General features: G+C 70.5%; 25 protein-coding genes and 1 pseudogene. 18 read left to right on the top strand and 8 right to left on the bottom strand.

Translation table 11 applies throughout. From position 1 onward, the window contains the following. Window positions 1-19: 19 nt before the first annotated feature. Window positions 20-394: a TraR/DksA family transcriptional regulator gene (locus tag AC5RWQ_RS02090; protein WP_494281021.1), complete on the bottom strand. Its 375-nt coding sequence runs from the start codon at window positions 392-394 to the stop codon at window positions 20-22. 23 nt (window positions 395-417) lie between these two features. Then, entirely contained in the window at window positions 418-1,179 is a 762-nt protein-coding gene (locus AC5RWQ_RS02085; RefSeq protein WP_494281020.1) for a FadR/GntR family transcriptional regulator, read from the bottom strand. Between the two features lie 186 nt (window positions 1,180-1,365). On the opposite strand from AC5RWQ_RS02085, the gene AC5RWQ_RS02080 reads away from it, so the two are divergent. The 10 genes from AC5RWQ_RS02080 to AC5RWQ_RS02035 all read left to right on the top strand — a co-directional run bounded on the left by AC5RWQ_RS02080 (window position 1,366) and on the right by AC5RWQ_RS02035 (window position 9,496). Next, on the top strand, window positions 1,366-2,607 hold the full coding sequence (locus AC5RWQ_RS02080; RefSeq protein ID WP_494281019.1) for an ABC transporter substrate-binding protein: 1,242 nt from the start codon (window positions 1,366-1,368) through the stop codon (window positions 2,605-2,607). A 73-nt stretch (window positions 2,608-2,680) separates the two neighbouring features. Continuing rightward, window positions 2,681-3,628, top strand: a complete 948-nt coding sequence (locus tag AC5RWQ_RS02075) for a carbohydrate ABC transporter permease (protein ID WP_494281018.1) — start codon at window positions 2,681-2,683, stop codon at window positions 3,626-3,628. Further along, the gene (locus AC5RWQ_RS02070; RefSeq protein ID WP_494281017.1) at window positions 3,625-3,876 is read left to right on the top strand and encodes a hypothetical protein; all 252 of its coding nucleotides are present in this window, start codon (window positions 3,625-3,627) and stop codon (window positions 3,874-3,876) included. The genes AC5RWQ_RS02075 and AC5RWQ_RS02070 overlap by 4 nt, the downstream gene beginning before the upstream one ends. Then, window positions 3,798-4,439, top strand: coding sequence for a carbohydrate ABC transporter permease (locus tag AC5RWQ_RS02065; protein ID WP_494281016.1), 642 nt, complete (start codon window positions 3,798-3,800; stop codon window positions 4,437-4,439). Before AC5RWQ_RS02070 ends, AC5RWQ_RS02065 begins: the two co-directional genes overlap by 79 nt. Before the next feature lie 6 nt (window positions 4,440-4,445). Further along, window positions 4,446-5,594 (top strand): galactonate dehydratase, encoded by a 1,149-nt coding sequence (gene dgoD / locus AC5RWQ_RS02060; RefSeq protein ID WP_494281015.1) that lies wholly within the window; start codon window positions 4,446-4,448, stop codon window positions 5,592-5,594. 2 nt (window positions 5,595-5,596) lie between these two features. Then, window positions 5,597-6,220: a bifunctional 4-hydroxy-2-oxoglutarate aldolase/2-dehydro-3-deoxy-phosphogluconate aldolase gene (locus tag AC5RWQ_RS02055; protein WP_494281014.1), complete on the top strand. Its 624-nt coding sequence runs from the start codon at window positions 5,597-5,599 to the stop codon at window positions 6,218-6,220. After that, on the top strand, window positions 6,217-7,170 hold the full coding sequence (locus AC5RWQ_RS02050; RefSeq protein WP_494281013.1) for a sugar kinase: 954 nt from the start codon (window positions 6,217-6,219) through the stop codon (window positions 7,168-7,170). The genes AC5RWQ_RS02055 and AC5RWQ_RS02050 overlap by 4 nt, the downstream gene beginning before the upstream one ends. A 25-nt stretch (window positions 7,171-7,195) precedes the next feature. Continuing rightward, window positions 7,196-8,425 carry a D-mannonate dehydratase ManD gene (gene manD, locus AC5RWQ_RS02045; RefSeq protein WP_494281012.1) on the top strand — a complete coding sequence of 410 codons (1,230 nt, stop codon included), beginning with the start codon at window positions 7,196-7,198 and terminating at the stop codon, window positions 8,423-8,425. Beyond that, window positions 8,415-8,987: a gluconokinase gene (locus tag AC5RWQ_RS02040; protein WP_494281011.1), complete on the top strand. Its 573-nt coding sequence runs from the start codon at window positions 8,415-8,417 to the stop codon at window positions 8,985-8,987. Before manD ends, AC5RWQ_RS02040 begins: the two co-directional genes overlap by 11 nt. Window positions 8,988-9,043: 56 nt before the next feature. Further along, on the top strand, window positions 9,044-9,496 hold the full coding sequence (locus tag AC5RWQ_RS02035; protein WP_494281010.1) for a hypothetical protein: 453 nt from the start codon (window positions 9,044-9,046) through the stop codon (window positions 9,494-9,496). Between the two features lie 70 nt (window positions 9,497-9,566). Here the strand turns inward: AC5RWQ_RS02035 and AC5RWQ_RS02030 are convergent, their stop codons facing one another. Both AC5RWQ_RS02030 and AC5RWQ_RS02025 read right to left on the bottom strand, forming a co-directional pair. Further along, on the bottom strand, window positions 9,567-9,842 hold the full coding sequence (locus AC5RWQ_RS02030; protein WP_494281009.1) for a hypothetical protein: 276 nt from the start codon (window positions 9,840-9,842) through the stop codon (window positions 9,567-9,569). A gap of 21 nt (window positions 9,843-9,863) precedes the next feature. After that, complete coding sequence (locus tag AC5RWQ_RS02025) at window positions 9,864-10,262, bottom strand: DUF2267 domain-containing protein (protein ID WP_494281008.1); 399 nt, start codon at window positions 10,260-10,262, stop codon at window positions 9,864-9,866. A gap of 280 nt (window positions 10,263-10,542) precedes the next feature. On the opposite strand from AC5RWQ_RS02025, the gene AC5RWQ_RS02020 reads away from it, so the two are divergent. Next, entirely contained in the window at window positions 10,543-12,051 is a 1,509-nt protein-coding gene (locus AC5RWQ_RS02020; protein WP_494281007.1) for a COG1361 family protein, read from the top strand. A 97-nt stretch (window positions 12,052-12,148) separates the two neighbouring features. Here the strand turns inward: AC5RWQ_RS02020 and AC5RWQ_RS02015 are convergent. After that, window positions 12,149-12,331 (bottom strand): annotated as a pseudogene (locus tag AC5RWQ_RS02015) (helix-turn-helix domain-containing protein); the annotation flags it as partial. Window positions 12,332-12,356: 25 nt separating this feature from the next. Here AC5RWQ_RS02015 and AC5RWQ_RS02010 point away from each other — a divergent pair. Together AC5RWQ_RS02010 and AC5RWQ_RS02005 are read left to right on the top strand one after the other, a co-directional pair. Further along, window positions 12,357-12,932, top strand: coding sequence for an SDR family NAD(P)-dependent oxidoreductase (locus tag AC5RWQ_RS02010; protein WP_494281006.1), 576 nt, complete (start codon window positions 12,357-12,359; stop codon window positions 12,930-12,932). After that, the gene (locus tag AC5RWQ_RS02005; protein ID WP_494281005.1) at window positions 12,929-13,237 is read left to right on the top strand and encodes a hypothetical protein; all 309 of its coding nucleotides are present in this window, start codon (window positions 12,929-12,931) and stop codon (window positions 13,235-13,237) included. The genes AC5RWQ_RS02010 and AC5RWQ_RS02005 overlap by 4 nt, the downstream gene beginning before the upstream one ends. A 34-nt stretch (window positions 13,238-13,271) precedes the next feature. On the opposite strand, the gene AC5RWQ_RS02000 is transcribed toward AC5RWQ_RS02005, so the two are convergent. Together AC5RWQ_RS02000 and AC5RWQ_RS01995 are read right to left on the bottom strand one after the other, a co-directional pair. After that, window positions 13,272-14,258: a zinc-dependent alcohol dehydrogenase family protein gene (locus AC5RWQ_RS02000; protein ID WP_494281004.1), complete on the bottom strand. Its 987-nt coding sequence runs from the start codon at window positions 14,256-14,258 to the stop codon at window positions 13,272-13,274. A gap of 186 nt (window positions 14,259-14,444) precedes the next feature. After that, complete coding sequence (locus tag AC5RWQ_RS01995) at window positions 14,445-14,585, bottom strand: hypothetical protein (RefSeq protein WP_494281003.1); 141 nt, start codon at window positions 14,583-14,585, stop codon at window positions 14,445-14,447. 54 nt (window positions 14,586-14,639) lie between these two features. Here AC5RWQ_RS01995 and AC5RWQ_RS01990 point away from each other — a divergent pair, with 54 nt between their 5' ends. From AC5RWQ_RS01990 to AC5RWQ_RS01980, 3 genes are all read left to right on the top strand, one after another. Further along, window positions 14,640-14,975 carry a pentapeptide repeat-containing protein gene (locus AC5RWQ_RS01990; RefSeq protein WP_494281002.1) on the top strand — a complete coding sequence of 112 codons (336 nt, stop codon included), beginning with the start codon at window positions 14,640-14,642 and terminating at the stop codon, window positions 14,973-14,975. A 225-nt stretch (window positions 14,976-15,200) separates the two neighbouring features. Then, window positions 15,201-16,016 (top strand): NAD-dependent epimerase/dehydratase family protein, encoded by an 816-nt coding sequence (locus AC5RWQ_RS01985; RefSeq protein ID WP_494281001.1) that lies wholly within the window; start codon window positions 15,201-15,203, stop codon window positions 16,014-16,016. Window positions 16,017-16,071: 55 nt separating this feature from the next. Next, window positions 16,072-17,058, top strand: a complete 987-nt coding sequence (locus tag AC5RWQ_RS01980; protein WP_494281000.1) for a serine hydrolase domain-containing protein — start codon at window positions 16,072-16,074, stop codon at window positions 17,056-17,058. A 47-nt stretch (window positions 17,059-17,105) separates the two neighbouring features. Here AC5RWQ_RS01980 and AC5RWQ_RS01975 read toward each other — a convergent pair whose 3' ends face one another. Beyond that, a complete protein-coding gene (locus tag AC5RWQ_RS01975; RefSeq protein ID WP_494280999.1) occupies window positions 17,106-17,984 on the bottom strand; it encodes a dihydrodipicolinate synthase family protein in 879 nt (292 codons plus the stop codon). 70 nt (window positions 17,985-18,054) lie between these two features. On the opposite strand from AC5RWQ_RS01975, the gene AC5RWQ_RS01970 reads away from it, so the two are divergent. Next, window positions 18,055-19,002, top strand: coding sequence for a LysR family transcriptional regulator (locus AC5RWQ_RS01970; RefSeq protein ID WP_494280998.1), 948 nt, complete (start codon window positions 18,055-18,057; stop codon window positions 19,000-19,002). 988 nt (window positions 19,003-19,990) lie between these two features. Beyond that, window positions 19,991-21,646: an MDR family MFS transporter gene (locus AC5RWQ_RS01965; RefSeq protein WP_494280997.1), complete on the top strand. Its 1,656-nt coding sequence runs from the start codon at window positions 19,991-19,993 to the stop codon at window positions 21,644-21,646. The last annotated feature ends 5 nt before the right edge of the window (window positions 21,647-21,651 follow it).

The raw sequence follows: 21,651 nt of genomic DNA, 5'->3' as shown, positions 1-21,651 counted from the left end.
GTGTGGGTAGCGCTCCGGTTCAGCCGGCGCAGTGGACGCAGGTACGCGCGGACGGCCGTACCGCCAGCCGCTCCGCCGGGATCGACAGCCCGCACCGCTCACACCTGCCGTAGGTGCCCGCGTCCAGCCGGCCCAACGCGGCGTCCAGGTCGGCGAGGCGTCGCCGGGCGCCGGCCAGCAGCGCGGCGACCTGTGCCCGCTCGAACGCGATGGTCGCGCCTTCGGGATCGTGTTCGTCGTCCGCATTGGAGGACAGGGAGGCGTCGATGACGCCGTTCAGATCGCGGGTCAACGAGGCGATCAGCAGCTCGGTCTCGGCGCGGGCGCGTCGCAGCGCCGCACGGGACGACTCGGCGTCCATACCGACCTCCACCTCCTCTGATGATGCCCTCACCGTCTTATCGCAACGGGCGTGGCCTAGCTCCGGTCGGGCTCGCCGGTCTGCTCCCACATCGACTTCATCTCCTCGAACGCCTGCTGCATGATCTGCACCATGGCGTCGCGGGCGCGTTCACCGTCGCGCCGCTGGATCGCCTGAGCCACGTCGGCGTGCAGTTGGAGGGCCTGCTCGTCCGGGTGGTGCGGCATCAGGTGGTAGTGGTGGCGGCCGGTGAGCACCTCGGCCACCAGCTCCTGGAGCTTCAGGAACATCTCGTTGCCGGAGGCCAGCAGCACCCGCCGGTGGAACTCGATGTCGAGGCTGAGGAACCGCGCCTCGTCCCCGGCCTTCCCGGCGGCCCACATCTTCGCCGCGAGCCCGACCAGGTCGCTCGCCTCGTCGTGGTCGACCCGCGTGGCGGCAAGCAGTGCGGCGTGCGGCTCGACCGCGGTGCGCAGCTCGGTGATGGAGCGCATCTGCGCCATCCGTCCGGCCGAAGCGAGTCGCCAGCGGATCACCTGGGGGTCGAAGACGTTCCAGTTAGCCGCTGGCCTGATCATGACGCCGACCCGCCGGCGGGTCTCGACGAACCCCATGGACGCGAGCACCCGTAGGACCTCGCGGATCACGGAGCGGGAGACCGCGTACCGCTCGACCAGGTCGTCGATGTTGAGCACGGAACCGGCGGCCACCTCGCCGCCGCAGATGGCGGTGCCGAGGTGGTCGAGAACGCGGGCGTGCAGCCCGGCCTCGGCAGGGGCTTGCTGGGCGGGTGCGACCCCTGAGGAGGACTGATCCACGACCCGGAGCATATCAGTTGGAGATCACCTCTTGAATAAGTCAGCTTTTTCGGCCTAGCATCCGGTCGTTAAGCGGACGTTACGACGATGTGGCGCTCCTCCCCTGGGCGGCGGCCACGACAAGAAGGAGAGATGGACATGCGGCGTCGATCGATAATCGGTACTTCTCTGGCTGTGGTTGCCGCCATGGGCCTGTCGGCCTGCGGCGGCGGTGGCGACGACAGTGGCGCTTCCAAGACGGTCCGGGTGACCCTGGCGAACCACGTGTGGACGGAGAACATCAAGGCGGCCCTGCCCGAGTTCGAGAAGCAGACGGGGCTCAAGGTCGAGCTCACCCAGCTCGGCGAGGACCAGCTCTCCGACCAGTACAACGTGAAGCTGAACGCCGGCTCGTCCGACATCGACGTGATGATGTACCGCCCCCTGCAGGAGGGGAAGCTGTTCGCCAAGAACAAGTACCTCGCCGACCTGTCGGACCAGGTGAAGTCGAACAAGGACTGGGAGTTCGCCGACTTCCAGGCCGGCCCGGTGGAGGCCACCTCGTACGAGGGCAAGCCGGTCGGTGTCCCGATCATCACCGAGCAGGAGGTCCTGTACTACCGCAAGGACCTCCTCGCCAAGGCCGGCCTGAGCGCCCCGCCGAAGACCCTCGACGAGCTGAAGGCCGCAGCCACCCGGATCAAGTCGACTGAGCCGGGCGTCGCCGGGTTCGTCGCGCGTACCGGCAAGTCGCCGGCGGTCACCCAGTTCTCCAGCTTCCTCTACAGCTTCGGCGGTGACTTCGTCGACGGCAGCGGCAAGGCCGCGGTCAACAGCGACGCCGCCAAGCAGGCGTACGCCTACTACGGCGGGCTGATCAAGGATGCCGGTCCGGCCAACGTCAGCACCGACATGGGCTGGCCCGAGGCGATGGCCATCTTCACCCAGGGCAAGGCGGCCTTCTACACCGAGGCCGACTCGCTCTACAAGAACGCCACCGACCCGGCCAAGTCCAAGGTGGCGGACCAGGTCGGCTTCGCGTTGTTCCCGGCCGGCCCGGCCGGCTCCAAGCCGTACAACATCCCGTCCTGGGCGCTGGGCGTCAACGGCAGCTCCGAGAACAAGAGCAACGCCTGGAAGTTCATCGAGTGGGCCACCGGCAAGGAGCGGACCCTCGCCCAGCAGAAGGCTGGCGTGCCGAGCGCCCGTACCTCCGTCTGGGCCAACCCGGAAGGTACCGCCACCTACCCGAAGGACCTGGTCGAGGCGATCGCCACCAGCACCAAGGACGGCGTGGGCCACGACCGCCCGCTGGTGGTGAAGGTTGCCCAGGCCCGCGAGATCGTCGGCCAGCCGATCGTCGACGCGATCGCCGGCAAGGACGCCGCGGCCGCCGCCGACACGGCCAACGACGCCTACCAGAAGTTCCTGGACGACGAGGCCAAGTAAGCCACGCGGGTGGTGGGCCCACCGGTCCCACCACCCGCGTTTCCCCGCCGGCCCGCCCATCCCCGGAGATCCCATGGCAACAGTCACCACCCCCGCCCGAGCGCCCGGCAGCGCCTCGGCCATGCCCGGCACGCCTGGCTGGGCACGCTGGGCCAACGACCACCGCAAGTGGCTCTTCGCCGCGCCGGCGATGGCCTTCGTCGCCGCGCTGATCGTCTTCCCGCTGGCCTGGACCGGCTACCTCAGCCTCACCGACGCCGAGGGTTCCGTCCGCGCCGAGAGCGAGTTCGTCGGCTTCCAGAACTACCTCGACGTGCTGTCGGACACCGACCGGTTCTGGCCCGCCGTCGGGCGGACCGCCGCGTTCACCGTCGTCGCGCTTCTCTTCGAGGTGGTCCTCGGGATGGCGGTCGCGCTGCTGCTGTGGCGGCCGTTCCGCGGCCAGAAGTGGGTCCGGGTGGCCATCCTGATGCCACTGGTCGCCACCCCGGTCGCGGTCGGCATGATGTGGCGGCTCATCTTCGACCCCAACATCGGCCTGGCCAACCAACTGCTCGGCTGGGTCGGCATCGGTCCTCAACCGTGGCTCGCCGGCCAGCACTCGGCGCTGCCCACCGCCATCTTCATCGACGTGTGGCAGTGGACGCCGATGGTGGTGCTGATCCTGCTCGCCGGGTTGACCTCGCTGGCGGAGGAGCCGCAGGAAGCGGCCCGGATCGACGGCGCCAGCACGTGGCAGCGCTTCCGGCACGTCACCCTGCCGCTGCTGATGCCCACGGTGGTCGTGGCGATCCTGCTGCGCGGCATCGACGCGCTGAAGACGTTCGACATCCTCTACGCCACGAAGGGTCGCGGCGGTGGGTCGTTCCACGAGGTCGAGACCCTCAACGTCTACGCCTACGGCCTCAGCTTCGACTACAACGAGTACGGCGTCTCGTCGGCCGTCCTCATCATCTTCTTCCTGATCATCATCGGGTCGATGTGGGCCCTGACGGCCCGGCGCAAGGAGGCGCAGCGATGAAGCCCCGTCCCCCGTACCGGGTGTTCCGGGTGGTGGCCCTCGCCGTCGTGGTGCTGTCGCTGCTCGCGCCCCTGCTCTGGATGATCGCCGCGTCGTTCAAGACGAACGTCGACATCTACGACACCGGCAAGGCGCTGGCCTTCTCCCCACCCTGGACAACTACGCCACGGTGCTCAAGCGGGCGAACTACGTCCAGTTCATCGGCAACAGCCTGTGGGTGGCCTTCGCCGCGACCGTGGCGTCGCTGATCCTGGGCGTGCCGGCCGCGTACTCGATGAGCCGGTTCAACATGCGAAAGTCCGCGCTGGTGGTGCTGATGGCCCGGGTCATCCCCGGCGTCTCGCTGCTGGTCCCCTGGTACTACGTCTTCTCCAACCTGAAGATGGTCGGCGGCTTCGGCGTGCTCATCCTGAGCCACATGTTCGTGTCGCTGCCGCTGGTCGTCTACATCATGATGGGCTACTTCGACGGCCTGCCGGAGGAGTTGGAGGAGGCGGCGCTGGTCGACGGCCTGACCCACATCGGCGCGTTCCGGCGGATCACGCTGCCGCTGTCGGTGCCGGGCATCGCCACCGCCGGCATCCTGTCGTTCATCTTCTCCTGGAACAACTTCATGTTCGCCCTGGTGCTCTCCGGCGCCGACACCAAGACGCTGCCCGTCGCGATCTTCGACTTCGTCGGCTACGCCAGCATCGACTGGGGCGGGCTGATGGCCGCCGCCACCGTGGTCACCCTGCCGATCATGCTGATCGCCCTGTTCGTGCAGAAGTACGTGGTCTCCGGCCTCACCGCCGGCGCGACGAAGGGCTGACCGGTCATGACGACAATCGCACGCATCGAGACCTTCCTGGTCGCACCCCGGTGGCTCTTCGTCCGCGTCGAGACCGCCGCCGGGATCGTCGGCTGGGGCGAGGCCACCTGCGAGGGGCGCTCCGAGACCGTCCGTACCGCGGTCGAACAGCTCGGCGAGCTGCTCGTCGGCCGGGACGCGCTGCGGATCGAGGACCACTGGCAGGTGATGACCAAGGGCTCGTTCTATCGGGGCGGCCCGATCCTGGCCAGCGCCGTGTCCGGCCTGGACCAGGCGCTGTGGGACATCGCCGGCAAGCACTTCGGCGCCCCGGTGCACCAGCTGCTCGGCGGTCCGGTCCGCGACCGGATCCGGGTGTACGGGTGGGTCGGCGGCGACGAGCCGAGCGAGGTCCGCGACCACATCGCCGCCCAGGTCGAGGCCGGGTTGACCGCGGTCAAGATGAACGCCTCCGGCCGGATGAGCCCGATCGCCTCCGTGGCGGAGCTCGAGGGTGTGGTCGCCCGGGTGGCCGCGGCCCGCGAGGTGCTCGGCGACGATCGCGACGTCGCGGTCGACTTCCACGGCCGGTTCACGCTGGCCAACGCCCGGCGCGTCGCGCCGCTGCTGGAGCCGTACCGGCCGCTGTTCCTGGAGGAGCCGGTCGTCCCGGAGAACTCACACCTGATCGGCGACTTCGTCCGGTCCACCACCACGCCGGTCTCCACCGGCGAGCGGCTCTACAGCCGGCAGGAGTTCCTGCCCGTGCTCCAGGCCGGGATCGCGGTCGCGCAGCCGGACCTGTCGCACGCCGGCGGCATCACCGAGGTACGCAAGATCGCGGCGCTCGCCGAGGTGTACGACGTGCAGCTCGCCCCGCACTGCCCGCTCGGGCCGATCGCCCTGGCGGCGTGCCTCCAGGTCGGCTTCGCCACGCCGAACTACCTGATCCAGGAACAGAGCATCGGGATCCACTACAACCTCGGCGCGGAGGTGCTCGACTACTGCCTCGACAAGACCCCGCTGACCTTCGTCGACGGGCACGTCGAGCGGCTCACCGCGCCCGGCCTGGGCATCGAGATCGACGAGCAGGCGGTCCGCGCCGCGGACAAGCGCGGCCACGCCTGGCGCAGCCCGATGTTCCGGCACCCCGACGGCTCCTACGCGGAATGGTGACCATGACCCTCGACCTCACCGCCGAACTCACCGCCACCCGCCTGCTGGCGGTCATCCGCGGCACCGACACGGCCGCCGCGATCGCCGCCGGCACCGCCCTGCTCGCCGAGGGGGTACGGGTGGTGGAGGTAGCCCTGACAACGCCGGGGGCGCTCGACGCCATCGCGGCAATCCGGGCGGCCGCCCCGGTCGGCTCACTGGTCGGCGCGGGGACGGTGCTCACCCCGGCGTCGGTCGCCGACGTGGCGGCGGCCGGCGCGCAGTTCGTCGTCACCCCCGCCGTCGTCGACTCCATCCCCGAGGCGGTCCGCCGCGGGCTGCCGGTCGCCGCCGGGGCGCTCACCCCGACCGAGGCGCACACCGCCATCACGCTGGGCGCCGCCGTGGTGAAGCTCTTCCCGGCCTCGGTGGGCGGGCCGGCGTACCTCAAGGCGCTGCGCGACCCGTTCCCGGACATCCCGTTCGTCGCCGTCGGCGGGGTCGGCCTGGCCGAGCTGCCCGGCTACCTCGCCGCCGGCGCGATCGCCGTCGGCGTCGGCGGCCCGCTGGTCGGCGACGCCGCCTCCGGCGGCGACCTCGACGCGCTCCGGGAGCGGGCTCGCGCCTACCTCGCCGCGCTGTCATGACCGCCATCGACCTGCTCACCTTCGGTGAGGCGCTGGTGTCACTACGGTCGGCCGGTCCGCTGGCCGCCGGTGGCGACCTGACCATGCACCTCGCCGGGGCCGAGGCCAACGTGGCGATCGGGGTCGCCCGGCTGGGCCATCGGGCAGCCTGGGCCGGCCGGGTCAGCGATGACGAGCTCGGCGGGTACGTGCTGCGCCAGTTGCGCGCCGAGGGCGTGGCCGTCGACCACGTGACTCGCGATCCGGACCGGCCCGCCGGGCTGATGTTCCTGGAACGGCGTACCGCCGACCTGACCCGGGTGGTCTACCACCGAGCGGCGTCGGCCGGCTCCGCGTTGGGCGTGGACGACCTTCGTCCGGCCCTGGCCACGGGCACCCGGGTGCTGCACCTGACCGGCATCACCCCGGCGCTGTCCGACAGCGCCCGCGAGGCCACCCGGTGGGCGGCGGAGACCGCGTCCCGGGCGGGGACACTGGTGTGCCTCGACGTCAACCACCGGGCGAAGCTCTGGACCCGGGACGACGCCCGCGCGGTGCTCGCTCCCCTCGCCGGGTACGCCTCGGTCGTCGTCGCCTCCGCCGATGAGCTGGACCTCGTCGGTGAACCGGGCGCGGACGAGGCGACGACGGTGGCCGGGCTGCTGGCGCGAGGCGTGGCGACCGTGCTGGTCAAGCTGGGGGCCGACGGCGCCCGCGCGTACACCCGCGACGGCCTCCGGCAGGCGGCGGCGCTGCCGGTCACGGCAGTGGACACCGTGGGCGCGGGTGACGCCTTCACCGCCGGCTACCTCTCCGGTCACCTGGACGGACTCGACCTCGCCGGGCGGCTGCGCCGCGCGGTCACCCTCGGGGCCTTCGCCGTCGCCGGACACGGCGACTGGGAGTCCCTGCCGCGCCGTGACGAACTGTCCCTTCTGGACGACCTGCGGCCCGGCAACACCCTTCGCTGACACCATCCCTGAGAAAGGCACCTGCGTGAAGATCGTCGCAGCGGACGTCGTCGTCTCCAGCCCCGACCGCAACTTCGTCACTCTCAAGATCACCACCGACGAGGGGTTCACCGGGTTGGGCGACGGCACCCTCAACGGGCGGGAGCTGTCCGTCGCCTCCTACCTGGCGGACCATGTCGTGCCCCTGCTGATCGGCCGCGACCCGCACCGCATCGAGGACACCTGGCAGTTCCTCTACCGCTCGGCGTACTGGCGGCGGGGCCCGGTCACCATGGCGGCCATCGCGGCCGTGGACGTCGCCCTGTGGGACATCAAGGCCAAGGCCGCCGGGATGCCGCTCTACCAGCTGCTGGGCGGCGCGTCGCGCACCGGGATCATGGCGTACGGCCACGCGTCCGGACGGGACCTGCCGGAGCTGTTCGACTCGATCCGCCGGCACCTCGACCTCGGCTACCGGTCGATCCGGGTGCAGACGTCCGTCCCCGGCATCAACGCCGTCTACGGTGTCGCCGCCCAGCCCAGCATCGACGGCAGGCGGTACGACTACGAGCCGGCGCAGCGCACCGCGCTGCCCGCCGAGGAGGACTGGGACACCCGCTCCTACCTGCGCCACCTGCCCGGCGTCTTCGAGGCGGTCCGCAACGAGTTCGGCCCGGAGCTGCCGCTGCTGCACGACGGGCACCACCGGATGACCCCGATCCAGGCCGCCCGGCTCGGCAAGGACCTGGAGCCGTACGACCTGTTCTGGCTGGAGGACTGTACCCCGGCGGAGAACCAGGAGGCGTTGCGGCTGGTCCGCCAGCACACCGTCACCCCGTTGGCCATCGGCGAGGTCTTCAACACCGTGTGGGACTACCAGACCCTGATCCGGGAACAGCTGATCGACTACGTCCGCTCCGCGGTCACCCACACGGGGGGTATCACGGCCATGCGGAAGCTGCTCGACTTCGCGGCGCAGTACCAGATCAAATCCGGCATCCACGGCCCGACCGACATCTCACCGGTCGGCATGGCCGCCGCACTCCACCTCGACCTGGCCATCCACAACTTCGGCATCCAGGAGTACATGCCGCACGGCGCGCTCACCAACGAGGTGTTCCGGCAGTCGTTCACCTTCACCGACGGCTACCTCCACCCGGGCGACCAGCCGGGCATCGGGGTCGAGCTCGACGAGGCGGCCGCCGCCCGGTTCCCGTACGTGGCGGCGTACCTGCCGTTCAACCGGCTCAAGGACGGGACGGTCCATGACTGGTGAGCGACTCGCGGTCACCGGTGGCCGCGGCGGATCGCCAACCCGGCACGTCGTGGTGATGGGCGTTTCCGGTGCCGGCAAGACCACCGTGGCCCGGGGGATCGGGGACCTGACCGGACTGGCGTTCGCCGAGGCGGACGAGTTCCACTCCGAGGCGAACGTGGCACGGATGCGCTCCGGCGTACCGCTGGACGACGCGGCCCGCTGGCCCTGGCTGCACGCCCTCGCCGACTGGATGGCTGCCCGCGGCGCCGAGGGCGTGTCCACGGTGCTGGCCTGCTCGGCCTTGAAGCGGTCGTACCGCGACGTGCTGCGCCAGGGGCCGCCGACGGTGGACTTCGTGCACCTGGACGGGCCGGCGGAGGTCATCCGGGACCGGATTTCGCGTCGCGCCGGGCACTACATGCCGGCGAGCCTGCTGGAATCACAGCTGGCGACGCTCGAACGGGGCCATCCGGACGAGGCGCTGCTGGTGCTCGACGTCTCCCTCCCCCCGGACGAGCTGGCCTCGGCGGCCGTCGACCGACTCGGCCTGCGCACCGCCACGTCGTTGGGGGCCGGCTAGCCGGCCCGAGCTCCGGGGACAGCGCCGGGTCCACCCACCGCCTACTGTGCTCGCTCATGCAGACCGAACCGATGGTGATCGCCGGAGTCGACGGGCCCGTGGCGGTCGAGGTGAATGCGCTGGCCAGTCCACGGGTGCTGGTAAACGGTGTCCCGGGGAGCGGCCGCCGGAACGTCTTCGAACTGCCCGCGGTGGGCGGCGGGACGGTCCGCGCCAAGGTGAGGGGCAACCTCCTCGACGCGTACCCGGTCATCGAGATCGACGGGGTGAAACACCGGACCGGGCCGGAGACGCCGGCCGTGCTCCGGATCCTGATCCTGCTCCCGTTTCTCCTGGTGATCGCAGGCGGACTGATCGGCGGGCTCTTCGGCGGAGTTGGCTTCGCCGTCAACCACTCGATCGCCCGCAGTGATCGATCGACCGGGGCCAAAGCGGTCCTGATGATCCTCGCGGGACTGGGCGTGAGCCTGGCGTACCTGGTCCTGGCCGGCAGCATCCTGGCGGCTTAGGAGCAGCCGGCGTGACCCCGGCGGCTGCCGGTCGCGGCTCGTGGCCGGCAGCCGCGGGGCGCAGCGGCGGTCAGCCCCGGCGGTCCTCATCCGGCGTCGGAATCTCCTGGTTCTGCTCCAACGCGTCCGCCGGGCTGACGTCGTCGCGCATGGCATCGGCCACGCCGCCCAGGTCGCTCGGCGACACCAGGACGCCCTGCTCCGCCAGGTCCGCCTCGGACGCCTCCGGGACGGCGTCCGACACCGCGTCGGTCGGGCCCACCACGGTCTCGTCCTGCTGTTGTTCCTGGGCGTCCGCCTCGGACGCCCGGCCCAACGGGTCAGCGTCGTCCCGGTCCACAGCCATCTCTGTCCCCTCGATCGACCATCAGGCCTGACGCCGGACGAACGGCGCGGTCTGGTCGGCGACGTCGCCGTACTCCGCCGGCAGCTGGGTGACCACCTGTTCATAGCCGGTGGGGCCGAGGGCGTCGCGCAGGACGTCGAAAACGGCCGTCACCCCGTCCCTCGCCCGGTCCGCGTCGAGGTCCGCGCGTCCGCTGACCCGGTCGACGAACACCTCGAGCCCGAACCGTTCCGCGGTCTCGCTGCCGCCGAAGGCGTACGCCCGCAGCGCTTCGGGAAGCTGGTCGGCCAGGTCGCGCGCCTCGCCGCCGTCGATCCGTTCGGCCAGAGTGGTGAGCGTGGCCCGTGTGACGGCGGTGGCCTGCTCCGACGACATGCCGGAACGCGTCGCCACCAGGCCGAGGAACTCGTTGTCGTTCACCGTGCGGCCTTCCTCTCGCCGTTGGGCCAGGCGATTTCCCAGCCTCCACGTCCGCAAACAAGGTCACGCGTCGACGGGTCGCGGAGCGCCCTCGCCGAAGCAAGGGGCGGAATTATCGATGCTCATTGGCTAGAGTGCGGCACCACCCTTCCTCACCGGAGAGCACATGAATCACATAACGGCCGTCTGGTCTCGCGTCGCCACAAGCGCGGCCGTACTGGCAACCGTCGCACTGATCAGCGCCCCGACCGCGGCCCTTGCCGCAGATCCGCTGCCCGACTTGTTCGTCTCGTTCGACCGCGAGCCCGTGGCCGAGATCGACAACAGCGGCACCACCATCGGCATGTACGTCTACAACTACGGCGAAGCCACCGCCACCGCGGTGGACGTCATCCTCGATCTGAGCAAGGTCTCCGACGCGGTCACCGCATCCGTGCCCGAGTGGACCGACGCCTGCAAGCTCGACGGCACCAAGGTCACCTGCACCGTCGGAGTGCTCGAGCCCGGCCAGGTCACGACCGTGAACCCGCTGTCGCTGGCCAGTCGCCAAGGCGCCATCCCTGGCGACGCCGGATCGGTCACCGTCACCATCGCCGGTGCGGAAGACGACATGTCCCCGGGGAACAACACCACCACGTTCCCGGTCACGGTGGTCCCGTCCGGCCCCGACCTGGTCGCCGGCGCCGAGGATCTGAATGGCCAGAACGATCCGGTCGGCCCCGGCGACACTGTCCCGCTCTACGCGGGCGTCGCGAACGAAGGCGACACCGCCGCGACCAACTTCACGGTCAGGGCCATCGTGCCCACCGGTGCCACATTCGCCGAGCGATACAGCGACTGCACCTACACCGACTACTACCCGAACGACAGCGGCCGACCTTACGTGTACGGGCCCGGCGAGGTTCTCTGCATCGTCCCACTGACCCTCGAACCCGGCGAAGCCCTGCTGCTGTTCGACGATGAGACCGGCAAGTCCCTGTTCAACGTCACCTTTGGCCGCAACCTGCCGGGCCCGGAGCAGCTCTACGGCTCGTTCAACGTCGCCCTTGCCGAGCAGGCGGTCGGCGCCAAGGACGGCAAGCGCGTCGAAGGCACCGGGCCGTCGTTCGCCGATGCGCTCCGTAAGCAGCAGGCGAAGGCCGGACTCGCCGGGCAGCGCGAGCTCGACGAGTCCGACAACTACGCGGACTTCGGAATCTGGAGCAAGAAGAACACCCTCGACGTCGCTGTCACCGCGCCGGCGGTCAAGGGCGCCGTCGGGCAGACCGTCGACCTCACCTACGAGGTCGTCAACAACGGCCCGTCCGACGGCGGCGGCCCGGGTGTGGTCATCACCGCGCCGACCGGCACGGTGCTCCTGCCCGCCGAGTGGTGCTACACCGACGGCACCGAGGGCGAGACGCTCCCGGAGTCGACGAAGCTGCGCTGCAACTTCGAGAGCGAGTTCCCGACCACCGCGTCCGGCTACGGCAAGATCACGGCAACCGTCAAGCTGAAGATCAAGTCCACTCCCGGCGCCGACGGCACGATCGTGGCCCGCAGCGGCGGCCCGTCCGTCGAGTCGAAGCCGGCGAACAACACCGCCCGCATCGTCATCGCCACCGGCACCTCGGGCGGCGCTGGCAGCAACGGCGGCTCGGACAGCGGCGGCTCCGGCGGCGGCCTGCCGGTCACCGGCTCCCCGGTCGGCGCCCTCGCCGGTGCTGGTGCCGGCGTCCTCGCCCTCGGCGCGGTGCTGCTCGTGCTGTTCCGCCGTCGCCGCGTGGTGCTCCAGACCCCACGCGACTGACTCAGCACCCGCACCTCTCCTCAGGGGTGGGCCCCGCACGTTGGGGTCCACCCCTGAAGTGATTTCGTGAGACGCGGACACCCTTCCCGGGGATGACTCACCGGGCCCTGGTGAGCTGACTGCGGTACGCGCGCGGCGAGTGCCCGGTGGTCCGTTTGAACGCGACGCTGAGCGCGCTCTCCGAGCTGTAGCCGACGGCCCGGGCGATGGTGGCGACGGTGTCGTCGCCCCGGCGGAGCCGGTCGGCGGCGAGCTCGATCCGCCACTCGGTGAGGTACTCCGGCATAGACCTCATCGGGCGCCGGATGATCGTCACCGGCGGCGCCTCGGGCATCGGCGCGGAAACCGTACGCGCCCTGGCCGGCGCCGGCGCCGGCGCCGAGGTGACCATCGCCACCCGCGATCCCGGCCGCGCCGCCGCGCTGGTCGGGGAGTTCGCCGGACCCGGACCGGGCAGCGTCCGGGCGGCCGCCCTCGACCTGGCCGACCTGTCGTCGGTCGACGCCTTCGTCGCGGCCTGGGAGGGCCCCCTGCACGCGCTGGTCGCCAACGCCGGCGTCATGGCGGTCCCGACCCGGCAGCTCACCGCGGAGGGCTGGGAGATGCAGCTCGCCACCAACTACCTCGGCCACTTCGCGCTCGCCCGCGGGCTGCGCGACAACCTCCGCGCCGCTACGGGGCGGGTGGTGGTGGTCAGCTCCGGGGCGCAGCTGCGCCGGGCCGTCGACTTCGACGACCCGCAGTTCGAGCGGCAGCCGTACGAGCCGTGGGCGGCGTACTTCCAGTCCAAGACCGCCGATGTCCTGCTGGTGGTCGGCATCGCCCGGCACTGGGCCGCGGACGGGATCACCGCCAACGCGGCGAACCCGGCTACATCATGACCAACCTGCAGCGGCACCTCGACGACGACACGTTGCGCTCGTTCGGGGTGACGATCGACGAGGCGGGCAACCGGACGGTGCCGGACTACTTCAAGACCCCCGCCCAGGGCGCGGCGACGTCCGTGCTGCTGGCGGCGTCGCCGCTGCTCGAGGGCGTCACCGGCCGCTACTTCGAGGACAACCAGGAGGCGGCGGTCGTCCCTGGCGCCCCGGAACCGATGACCGGGGTGGCCGAGCACGCCGTCGACCCCGCGGCCGCCGACCGGCTCTGGGCGTACGCCGAACAGGTTCTCGCTTCCCGCTGAACGCGGAGAGGCGCCGGCCGGCCCGGCCGGCGCCTCAGCCGTCGATGTCGACGATGACCTTGCCGGCACCGGTGCCGCCGGCAACCAGCCGGTGGGCGTCCATGACCGTGTCGAGCGTGAACGGGTGCGGGTCCAGTCGTGGACGCAGCGCACCGGCGTCGGCCAGCCCCGCAACCTCGCGCAGGATCTCGCCCTGATGTTCGCGGCCGCGCCCGGTCAGCATCGGCAGCAGGGTGAACACCCCGGAATAGGTTGCGCCCCGGAACGACAGCGGCGCGAGCGAGTGCGACCCCCAGCCCAACGCGCTGACGACGTGCCCGTGATAGATACGCACCGCCGCGAACGACGCGTCGAGCGTCGCGCCGCCCACGTTGTCGGCGACGATGTCGAAGCCCTCGCCCCCGGTGTACCTCTGCACGTACTCCTCGACGCTGGTCGAGGTGTAGTCGATCGGCACCGCGCCGAGGCTCTCGATCACCGGCAGGCTTGCCGGCGCACCCGTCGCGTACACCTCGGCGCCTCGCGCCCGGGCAAGTTGCACGCCCACGTGACCGACGCCGCCGGCACCGCCGTGCAACAGCACCTTCTGCCCGGCGCGGACCCCGGCCCGGTCGACCAGCCCCTCCCACGAGGTGATCGCCGCCAGCGGCAGCGCGGCGGCCTCACGCATCGAGAGCGCCTGCGGCTTGCGCGCCAGCAGCCGGGCGTCCACGGCGGCGTACTCGGCCAGCGAGCCCTGCAGATCGCCCACACCACCGCAGAGCCCGTACACCTCGTCCCCCGGCGCAAAGCCGGTCACCCCCGGGCCCACCGCGGCGACGACGCCGGCGAGGTCCAGGCCGAGCACGGCGGGCGGCTGGACGCGGGCGTGCGCGGCCTTTCCCGCCTGGATCTTCGTGTCGAGCGGGTTGACCCCACTGGCAACGACCCGCACGAGCACCTGACCGGCGCCGGCGGCGGGTTGGTCGATCTCCTCGACCCTCAGCGGAACGCCGAACTCCCGCAGCACTACAGCACGCATGAATGTCACACTTTCCGTTACCGAGGCGTCACGGGGACGCTACTTGACTGAATTGCCGCCCGGGCGGCTTCCTTGGCGTCCTGCACGACCGAGCGGTCCTGCTCGAGCCGTCCACGCGTCATCGCTCCGTCGATGAGCAGCCCGAGGTGGCTGGCCAGGCGGGCCGGCTCCGACACCCGGGCCCGCTCACACGTGTCCGGTGATCCAGGCCTGACGACGGTCGGTGTGGGCGAGGGTTATCGCCCGGGCCGGTGAGGCGAGCGGAGACTCCACGGCCGCGCTGACGAACGGGCAGCCGAAGAAGCCGTGCCGGTCGAACGCGTCCACCAGCGCGTCGAAAGTCGGTGGCTCGACATCGAGCGTTCCCGCTACGGTTCGCGGATGAGCACCCTGCCCGGCGCGACGAGGAAGTCGTTCGCGGGCCGCGACCTTCGGCACCGCACCCTGGACAGGCACTCATTCAAGCTCTGTGATTTCCGCGGCGCCGACCTCCGGGGTGTATCCCTCCGGGGTGCTCACTTCGCGGGCTGCGATCTGCGCGATGCCGACCTGCGTGACGCGGATCTGTCCTACGCCCAGTTCGGCTACGTTTCGACGCACGATCCGCAGTACGGGCGCACGGACGTCACCGGGGTCCGGTGGGACGGGGCCGACCTTCGAGGCGTCACCGCTGAGCGCGTCATCGGGTGGCCCGATGGCCTCTCAGCACAGCCTTGATATCGGGCTTCTTCACGCTGAAGAGCGAAACCGGGCGCCCCAGGCGGACGAGCGCCTCGATCGCGCGGATCATCGGATGCTGGCGGTAGGGGCGCAGGGCAGATCTCCTTCCTCGACGGCGTGGGCGAAGCGAGCGGCGATGGTCCGCTTGCCGGCCAGCCGGCTGGCGCTCCTGCAAGATCGACGTCGATCATATTGTCGGTATGTGCCTCCACAATGCAGCCCATGAGTTCACGTCTGGGCACGGTCGTCGTCACGGGTGCGGCGGGCCGGATCGGTTCGGCGGTCCGCGAGCACCTGCGCGACGAGGTTCGCCAACTCGTGCTGGTCGACCGGGTCCTGTGGCAGGCGCAGTCGCCGGTGGAGCGGGCGATCCAACTGGACCTGGCAGACCTGGACGCGTTAATTGCCGCGCTGGAGGGTGCGGACGCCGTGGTGCATCTGGCCGGGCTGCCGGATGAGGCACCGTTGGCCGACCTGCTCGACAGCAACGTGCTGGGCACCTACCACGTGTTGGAGGCTGCTCGCCGCCAGAAAGTCGGACGAGTTGTCCTGGCGAGTAGCAACCGGGTCACCGGCTTCTACCCGGTCGGGCAGGTTGTCGTGCCGGAGGCGCCGGTTCGGCCGGACGGGTTCTACGGGGTGAGCAAGGTTGCCGTGGAAGCACTCGGGCGTCTGTACGCTGACAAGTTCGGGCTGTCGGTGGTGTGCCTGCGGATCGGGAGTTTCGAGGACGAGCCGACCGAGGCGCGACATCTGGCAACGTGGTTGAGTCCGCGCGACGGCGTGGGCTTCATCCGTGCGGCTATCACGGCGTGCGACGTTCACTTCGTGGCCGCCTATTCCGTCTCGGCCAACACCCGCAGATTCTGGGATGTCGGCGCCGGGACACAGCTCGGCTATCAGCCGGTGGACGACGCGGAACGTTGTGCCGCGAAGGTGCCCGGTTCGGACGCCCCCATCGACGCCGACGCCTTGCAGGGCGGGGCCTACGCCAGCCCTGAATACTCCCTGCAGTACGTCGCAACGCCGCCCGGCTGAAGGACGGGCAACTCCCTGACCGGTGACATCCGCTCTTTTCCTCCCGGAGTGCCCCATGACGACGCAGTTGCGTGAGCGCCTCGACGGAATGCTCCAAGCTGGCCAGGCCGGCGGTCTGCACGCCGTCGCAGCGGTTCGCGATGGCCAAACCCTGCTGGAGTACTACGGGGCCGGAGAGGACTTCGCCTGGGGAGACTCGCTGGGTGTCGTCGAGTTCGGGCCCGAGACGCTGCACGACATCCGATCGGTCACCAAGAGCGTGACCGCGCTGTTGTACGGCATCGCGCTCGGCGAAGGGCTGGTCCCGCCGCCGGCGGAGCCGCTTTTGCCGCGGTTTCCGCAGTACCCCGACCTGGCGGCCGACCCCCAGCGTGCCCGGCTCACCGTCGAGCACGCGCTGACGATGTCGTTGGGCGTGGAATGGCGCGAAGATCTCCCGTACAACAGCCCAGCCAACGCCGAAATCGCGATGGAGCTGGCGCCGGACCGATGCCGGTACGTCCTGGAGCGGCCGATCCTGGAGCCGCCCGGGGCCCGATGGACCTACTGCGGCGGTGCCACGGCCCTGCTCGGCCGACTGATCGCCGACGGCACTGGCCGGTCGCTGCCGCAGTACGGGGAAGACGTGCTGTTCGCGCCGCTGGGTATCGGCAGCTTCGAGTGGATGACCGGCGCGGACGGAGTGGCCTCCGCCGCGTCCGGGCTGCGACTGGCGCCCCGCGACCTGGCCAGGATCGGCGAGCTGGTGCTGGCCGAGGGAGCCTGGGACGGTCGGCGGATCGTCCCCGCCGACTGGATCCGCACGATGCTTCAGCCACGCCTGCAGACCAGTTGGGGCGCGCAGTACGGCTACCAGTGGTACATCGAATCCATCGAGGGCCATCGGCTGGTGGCCGGCATGGGCAACGGCGGTCAGCGGCTGTTCGTCCTGCCCGACCTGGACCTCACCGTGGCCATCACCGCCGGCAACTACGACGACCCCGACCAGTGGCGGACCCCGCCCACGGTGCTGGAGCGGGTCATCCTCTCCGCAATGGCCTGACGGCGCGCCCGTCAGCCGCATGGGCAGGGCAGGTATCTGGGCCACCGTCACCTCGGCACATTCATCAGTTCATCGACGCGCTGAAGCGCCACCCGCATGGTGTCCGTACCGGCGGGCAGCAGCGGCAGCCGTACCGCCGGGGTCGGGATGCGGCCCTGTGCGTGAAGGACGGATTTGATCACCGCCGGGTTGGGCTCGGCGAACAACGCTGCCGACAGCGCCGCGAGCCGGTGGCCGAGTGGTCGCGCACGGTCGACGTCACCGGCACGCCAGAGCGCGATCAACTCGACGAAGTCGACGGTGGCGACGTGCGCCGAGGCCAGGATGCCGCCGTGCGCGCCGAGAGCGAGCAGCGGGGAGATGAACTGGTCCTCGCCGCCGAGCACCGCGAAATCAGGCCGGATGCCGGCGAGGAAGTCCACAGTGTCCGCGTCGATCCCGCCGACAGCGTGCTTGATCCCCACGACACCGGGCAGGTCGGCGAGCCGCCGCAGATCGTCCGCGCAGAGCTGCTGTCCGGTGCGGTACGGGACGTGGTAGACGACCAGCGGCACCGGGCTGGCCTGGGCAAGGTGGGCGAAGTGGGCGAGCACGCCCGCGCCACCTGGACGGAGAAAGGGAGGCACCAGGCAGAGGGCCGCTGTCACTTCGGGACGTTCGCCCAGCGCTCCCAGTGCCTCGACGCTGTTGGCGCCGACCAGCAGCTGCGCGCGGCGCTGGCGGCATACCGAGGAGAGGACGTCGAGCACCTCGCGCCGCTCCTTGTCGCTGAGTGCGGTCGGCTCCCCGGTCGTGCCGAGAGCGACCACACCGGTCGCTCCGGCATCCAGCACCTGGTGAGCGAGGGCCGTCAGCGCATCGAGGGCGACATCCCCGGACGCGTCGAACGGAGTGATCAACGGGACGTACACGCCGGTCAAGGTCATGCCTTCACCCTGCGCCAACTATCGGTGAAGGACCAGTTCCGATTTCTCAACAAATACGTAAGCTGAGCTGATGCTTGACGTTCGCCGTCTGCACCTGCTGCGGGACCTGGCCCGCCTCGGCACCATCGCCGCGGTCGCCGAAGCTCACGCCTACACGCCCTCCGCGGTCTCCCAACAGTTGGCTGCGCTCCAGCGAGAAGCAGGCATCCAGTTGCTGGAACGCGCGGGCCGCCGGGTAGGCCTCACCCCCACGGCCGTTGCGCTCGTGCAACACACCGAGGTTGTTCTCGCCGCACTTGAAGCGGCGGACGCGACACTGGCAGCCGCCCGAACCGGCGTACACGGAACGGTTCGCATCGGCGCCTTCCCCAGTGCCGTACGCACCCTGCTGCCGGCGGCCCTGGTCGCCCTGGCCCGCGATCACCCCGCCCTCGATCTCATGGTCACCGAGCTGGACCCGGTCGCCATGCCTGCCGCGCTGCTCGACCGACGGCTCGACGTCGCACTCCTGCACGACTACGACATCACGCCGGTCGCACCCGACCCTTCGCTGGATTCGACTCCGCTGCTGGAGGAGACCGTGTTCCTCGCCGCGCCCATCGACGCGGACAACGACACGGACGGCGACCCGCTCCAAGAGGTTCGCGACGCGGACTGGATCGTCGGCAGCCCCGGCACGCTCTGCCATTCCGTGGCCGTGCACGCCTGCCAGATGGCGGGCTTCAGTCCGTCGGTCCGTCATCACGCCGACGACTTCACCGCGATGCTCGCTCTGGTCGCCGCCGGCCAGGGCGTCGCCCTCGTCCCACAACTCGCCCTTGCGCAGCCGCTTCCGCGGGTACGGCTCCTCCCGCTGACCATTCGCCGCCGCACCCGCATCACCTACCGCAAAGGCGCGGGCGTCCATCCCGCCGTGGTCGCATGCGTCGCGGCGCTCCGCGCCTCCACCAGCACCTACCTCGGCGAACGACTGACCGGCCAGGATGACCGCCCCTGGTCGGCAGCAACGAGCGGTTGATCTCCCAACCCCCTGCCTGCGTCATCATCTGCTGGCGCCGACTCCAACACTCAAAGGGTCAGGAGTTCTCCGTGCGGTCGTCGCCGGTGTGCCCGGTGTCGTGCGTGCGTTCGGCGAACTCCGCCCATCGCTCGTGCGGCGCGGCGACGAACACCATGAGAATGCCGGCGCTCTCAACGACATTCGAGGCGGCCTTGCCGAACAGGGTGAAGAAACCTCCCGTTCCGCGGCTGCATCCGTAGGCCGGCCCAAGGGAGGTCGTCCGTCCAGCGGACGATCAAGGGAAGGGGAGGTAACCACTCCCTTCCAGCTTCAACATATACCGCACTGGGGGTCTTGCGGCAAGACCCGGGTCGTGCCGCAGAATTGCCGGCCGAGGCCAGAACCTACGGAAATGGGAGTCGCGAAATGCGTGTGTTGTTGTCGACGATCCCGTCGCGCGGGGACGGGGTTTCGTGCTGACGGGCACGTGCAGAAGAACCCGACCAACTTCTTCGTCGATGCCGGCACTGGCCCGAGTGTGAAATCCCGCTAGGACGGGGCTGCACAAGCCTGAGCGGGTGGGGCTGGCGACCCGGTGGAGCGGGCCTGCCCAGACCGCTCGTCATGGTGTCGCGCCTGAACCGGTTGGGCGACGTGCCGGTCCCGGTCATGCTGCCGTCGCCGCACCCATCACCCGCCGCACCCGCCACCGGGCCGCCCGTTTCCCGCCGGACGTGACCGACAACCGGGCACTGGACGCCCAGAGCTGTAACCCGCTGTTCGGCGCACGCGCGCAACATCCACATCCACCGGACGTCGATCGACTACGCCTTGGGCCGCGACGGCGCGTACGCGCGGGTTGTCGCGGCTGTGACGGGCGCCGCGTTCCGCACCGCAGGGCCACGGCGGCCGACGGCGCGGCCCCGCTCGCCGACCAGGTGGACGAGGCGTTCGCGATGCTCGCCAGCGGCCTGGCCACACCCACCTTTACCACCGAGGAGAGCTGATGACCGTTCACCCCGAGCCGGGCGCGGCCGGGACGCCGGCGGCGATCGTGCCGGACGACCTGGCCGTGGCCGGCGTACCCATGGCCACCGAGGCGACCGCCCGCGACGAGGTACCGGCCGAGCAGCCCGGGCGGATGTCGCACGCCGAGGTGATCCAGGCGCTGTCCGGCCTCATGCTCGGCATGTTCGTCACGATCCTGGCCTCGACGATCGTCTCCAACGCGCTGCCGCGCATCATCGCCGACCTCGGCGGGACCCAGTCGGTCTACACCTGGGTGGTCACCACCGAGCTGCTGTCGATGACCGCGACCGTGCCGCTCTGGGGCAAGATGGCCGACCTCTACAGCAAGAAGCTGCTGATCCAGCTCTCGCTGAGCCTGTTCGTGGTCGGCTCGCTGATCGCCGGCTTCGCGCCGAACGTCACGCTGCTGCTGCTCAGCCGCATCGCGCAGGGCGTGGGCGCCGGCGGCATGGGTGCGCTCGCGATGATCGTGATGGCCGCGATGATCCCGCCGCGCGAGCTGGGCCGCTACTCCGGCGTCTTCGGCGCGGTGTTCGGCGCGGCCACGATCGCCGGCCCGCTGATCGGCGGCGTGCTGGTGGACACCTCGTGGCTGGGCTGGCGCTGGTGCTTCTTCATCGGCATCCCGTTCTCGCTGGCCGGGATCGCCCTGCTGCAGAAGACGCTGCACCTGCCGGTCGTCCGCCGGCCGGTGAAGGTCGACTGGCTGGGCGCGCTGCTGATCATGGCCGGTGTCTGCACGCTGCTGATCTGGTCCAGCCTCGCCGGGCAGCACTTCGCCTGGGGCTCGTGGCAGACCGCGGCGTTGGTCTGCGGCGGCGTGCTCCTGCTCGCGCTCGCGGTGTGGACCGAGTCGCGGGCCGCGGAGCCGATCATCCCGCTCGGCATCTTTCGCAACCGCACGGTCACGCTGGCCGTGGTGGCCAGCACGCTGGTCGGCGTGGCGCTGTTCGGCGGTACGGTGTTCCTGTCGCAGTACTTCCAAGTGGCGCTCGGTAAGTCCCCGACGGTGGCCGGTCTGATGAGCCTGCCGATGATTTTCGGTCTGCTGGTGTCCTCGACGCTCGCCGGACAACTCATCACGCGGTTCGGGCGCTGGAAGCCGTACCTGGTGGTGGGCTCGCTCGTGATGACCTGCGGGTTCCTGTTGCTCAGCACGATCGACGCGAATACCGGCGTGGCGGTGCTGGCCGCGTACATGATGGTGCTCGGGGTCGGGGTCGGCATGCTCATGCAGAACCTCGTGCTCGCCGCGCAGAACGACGTGCCCGCTGCCGAATTGGGCGCGGCCACCTCGACGCTCACCTTCTTCCGCAGCATGGGCGGCGCGATCGGGGTGAGCGCGCTGGGTGCGGTGCTCACCAACAGGGTGACCTCGCTCGTCGTCGACCACTTCGGGGTGGCGGCGACCGGGGGCGGCAGCGCCAAGGTGCCCGACCTCGAGACGCTGCCCGCACCGGCCCTCGCCGCGATCCGGGACATCTACGCCACGGCGACCTCGGACCTGTTCCTGGTGTCCGCGCCGATCGCATTCTTCGCCGTGCTCGCGGTGGTCTTCATCAAGGAGAAGCCGCTGTCCACCCTCACCGGCGACGAGCGCCGCGCGCGGGAAGCGGCGGCGGCACCGCACTGAGTCGC

The organism is Micromonospora sp. BS32 (genome assembly GCF_059089345.1).
This window is presented reverse-complemented; position numbering and strand designations above follow the sequence as displayed.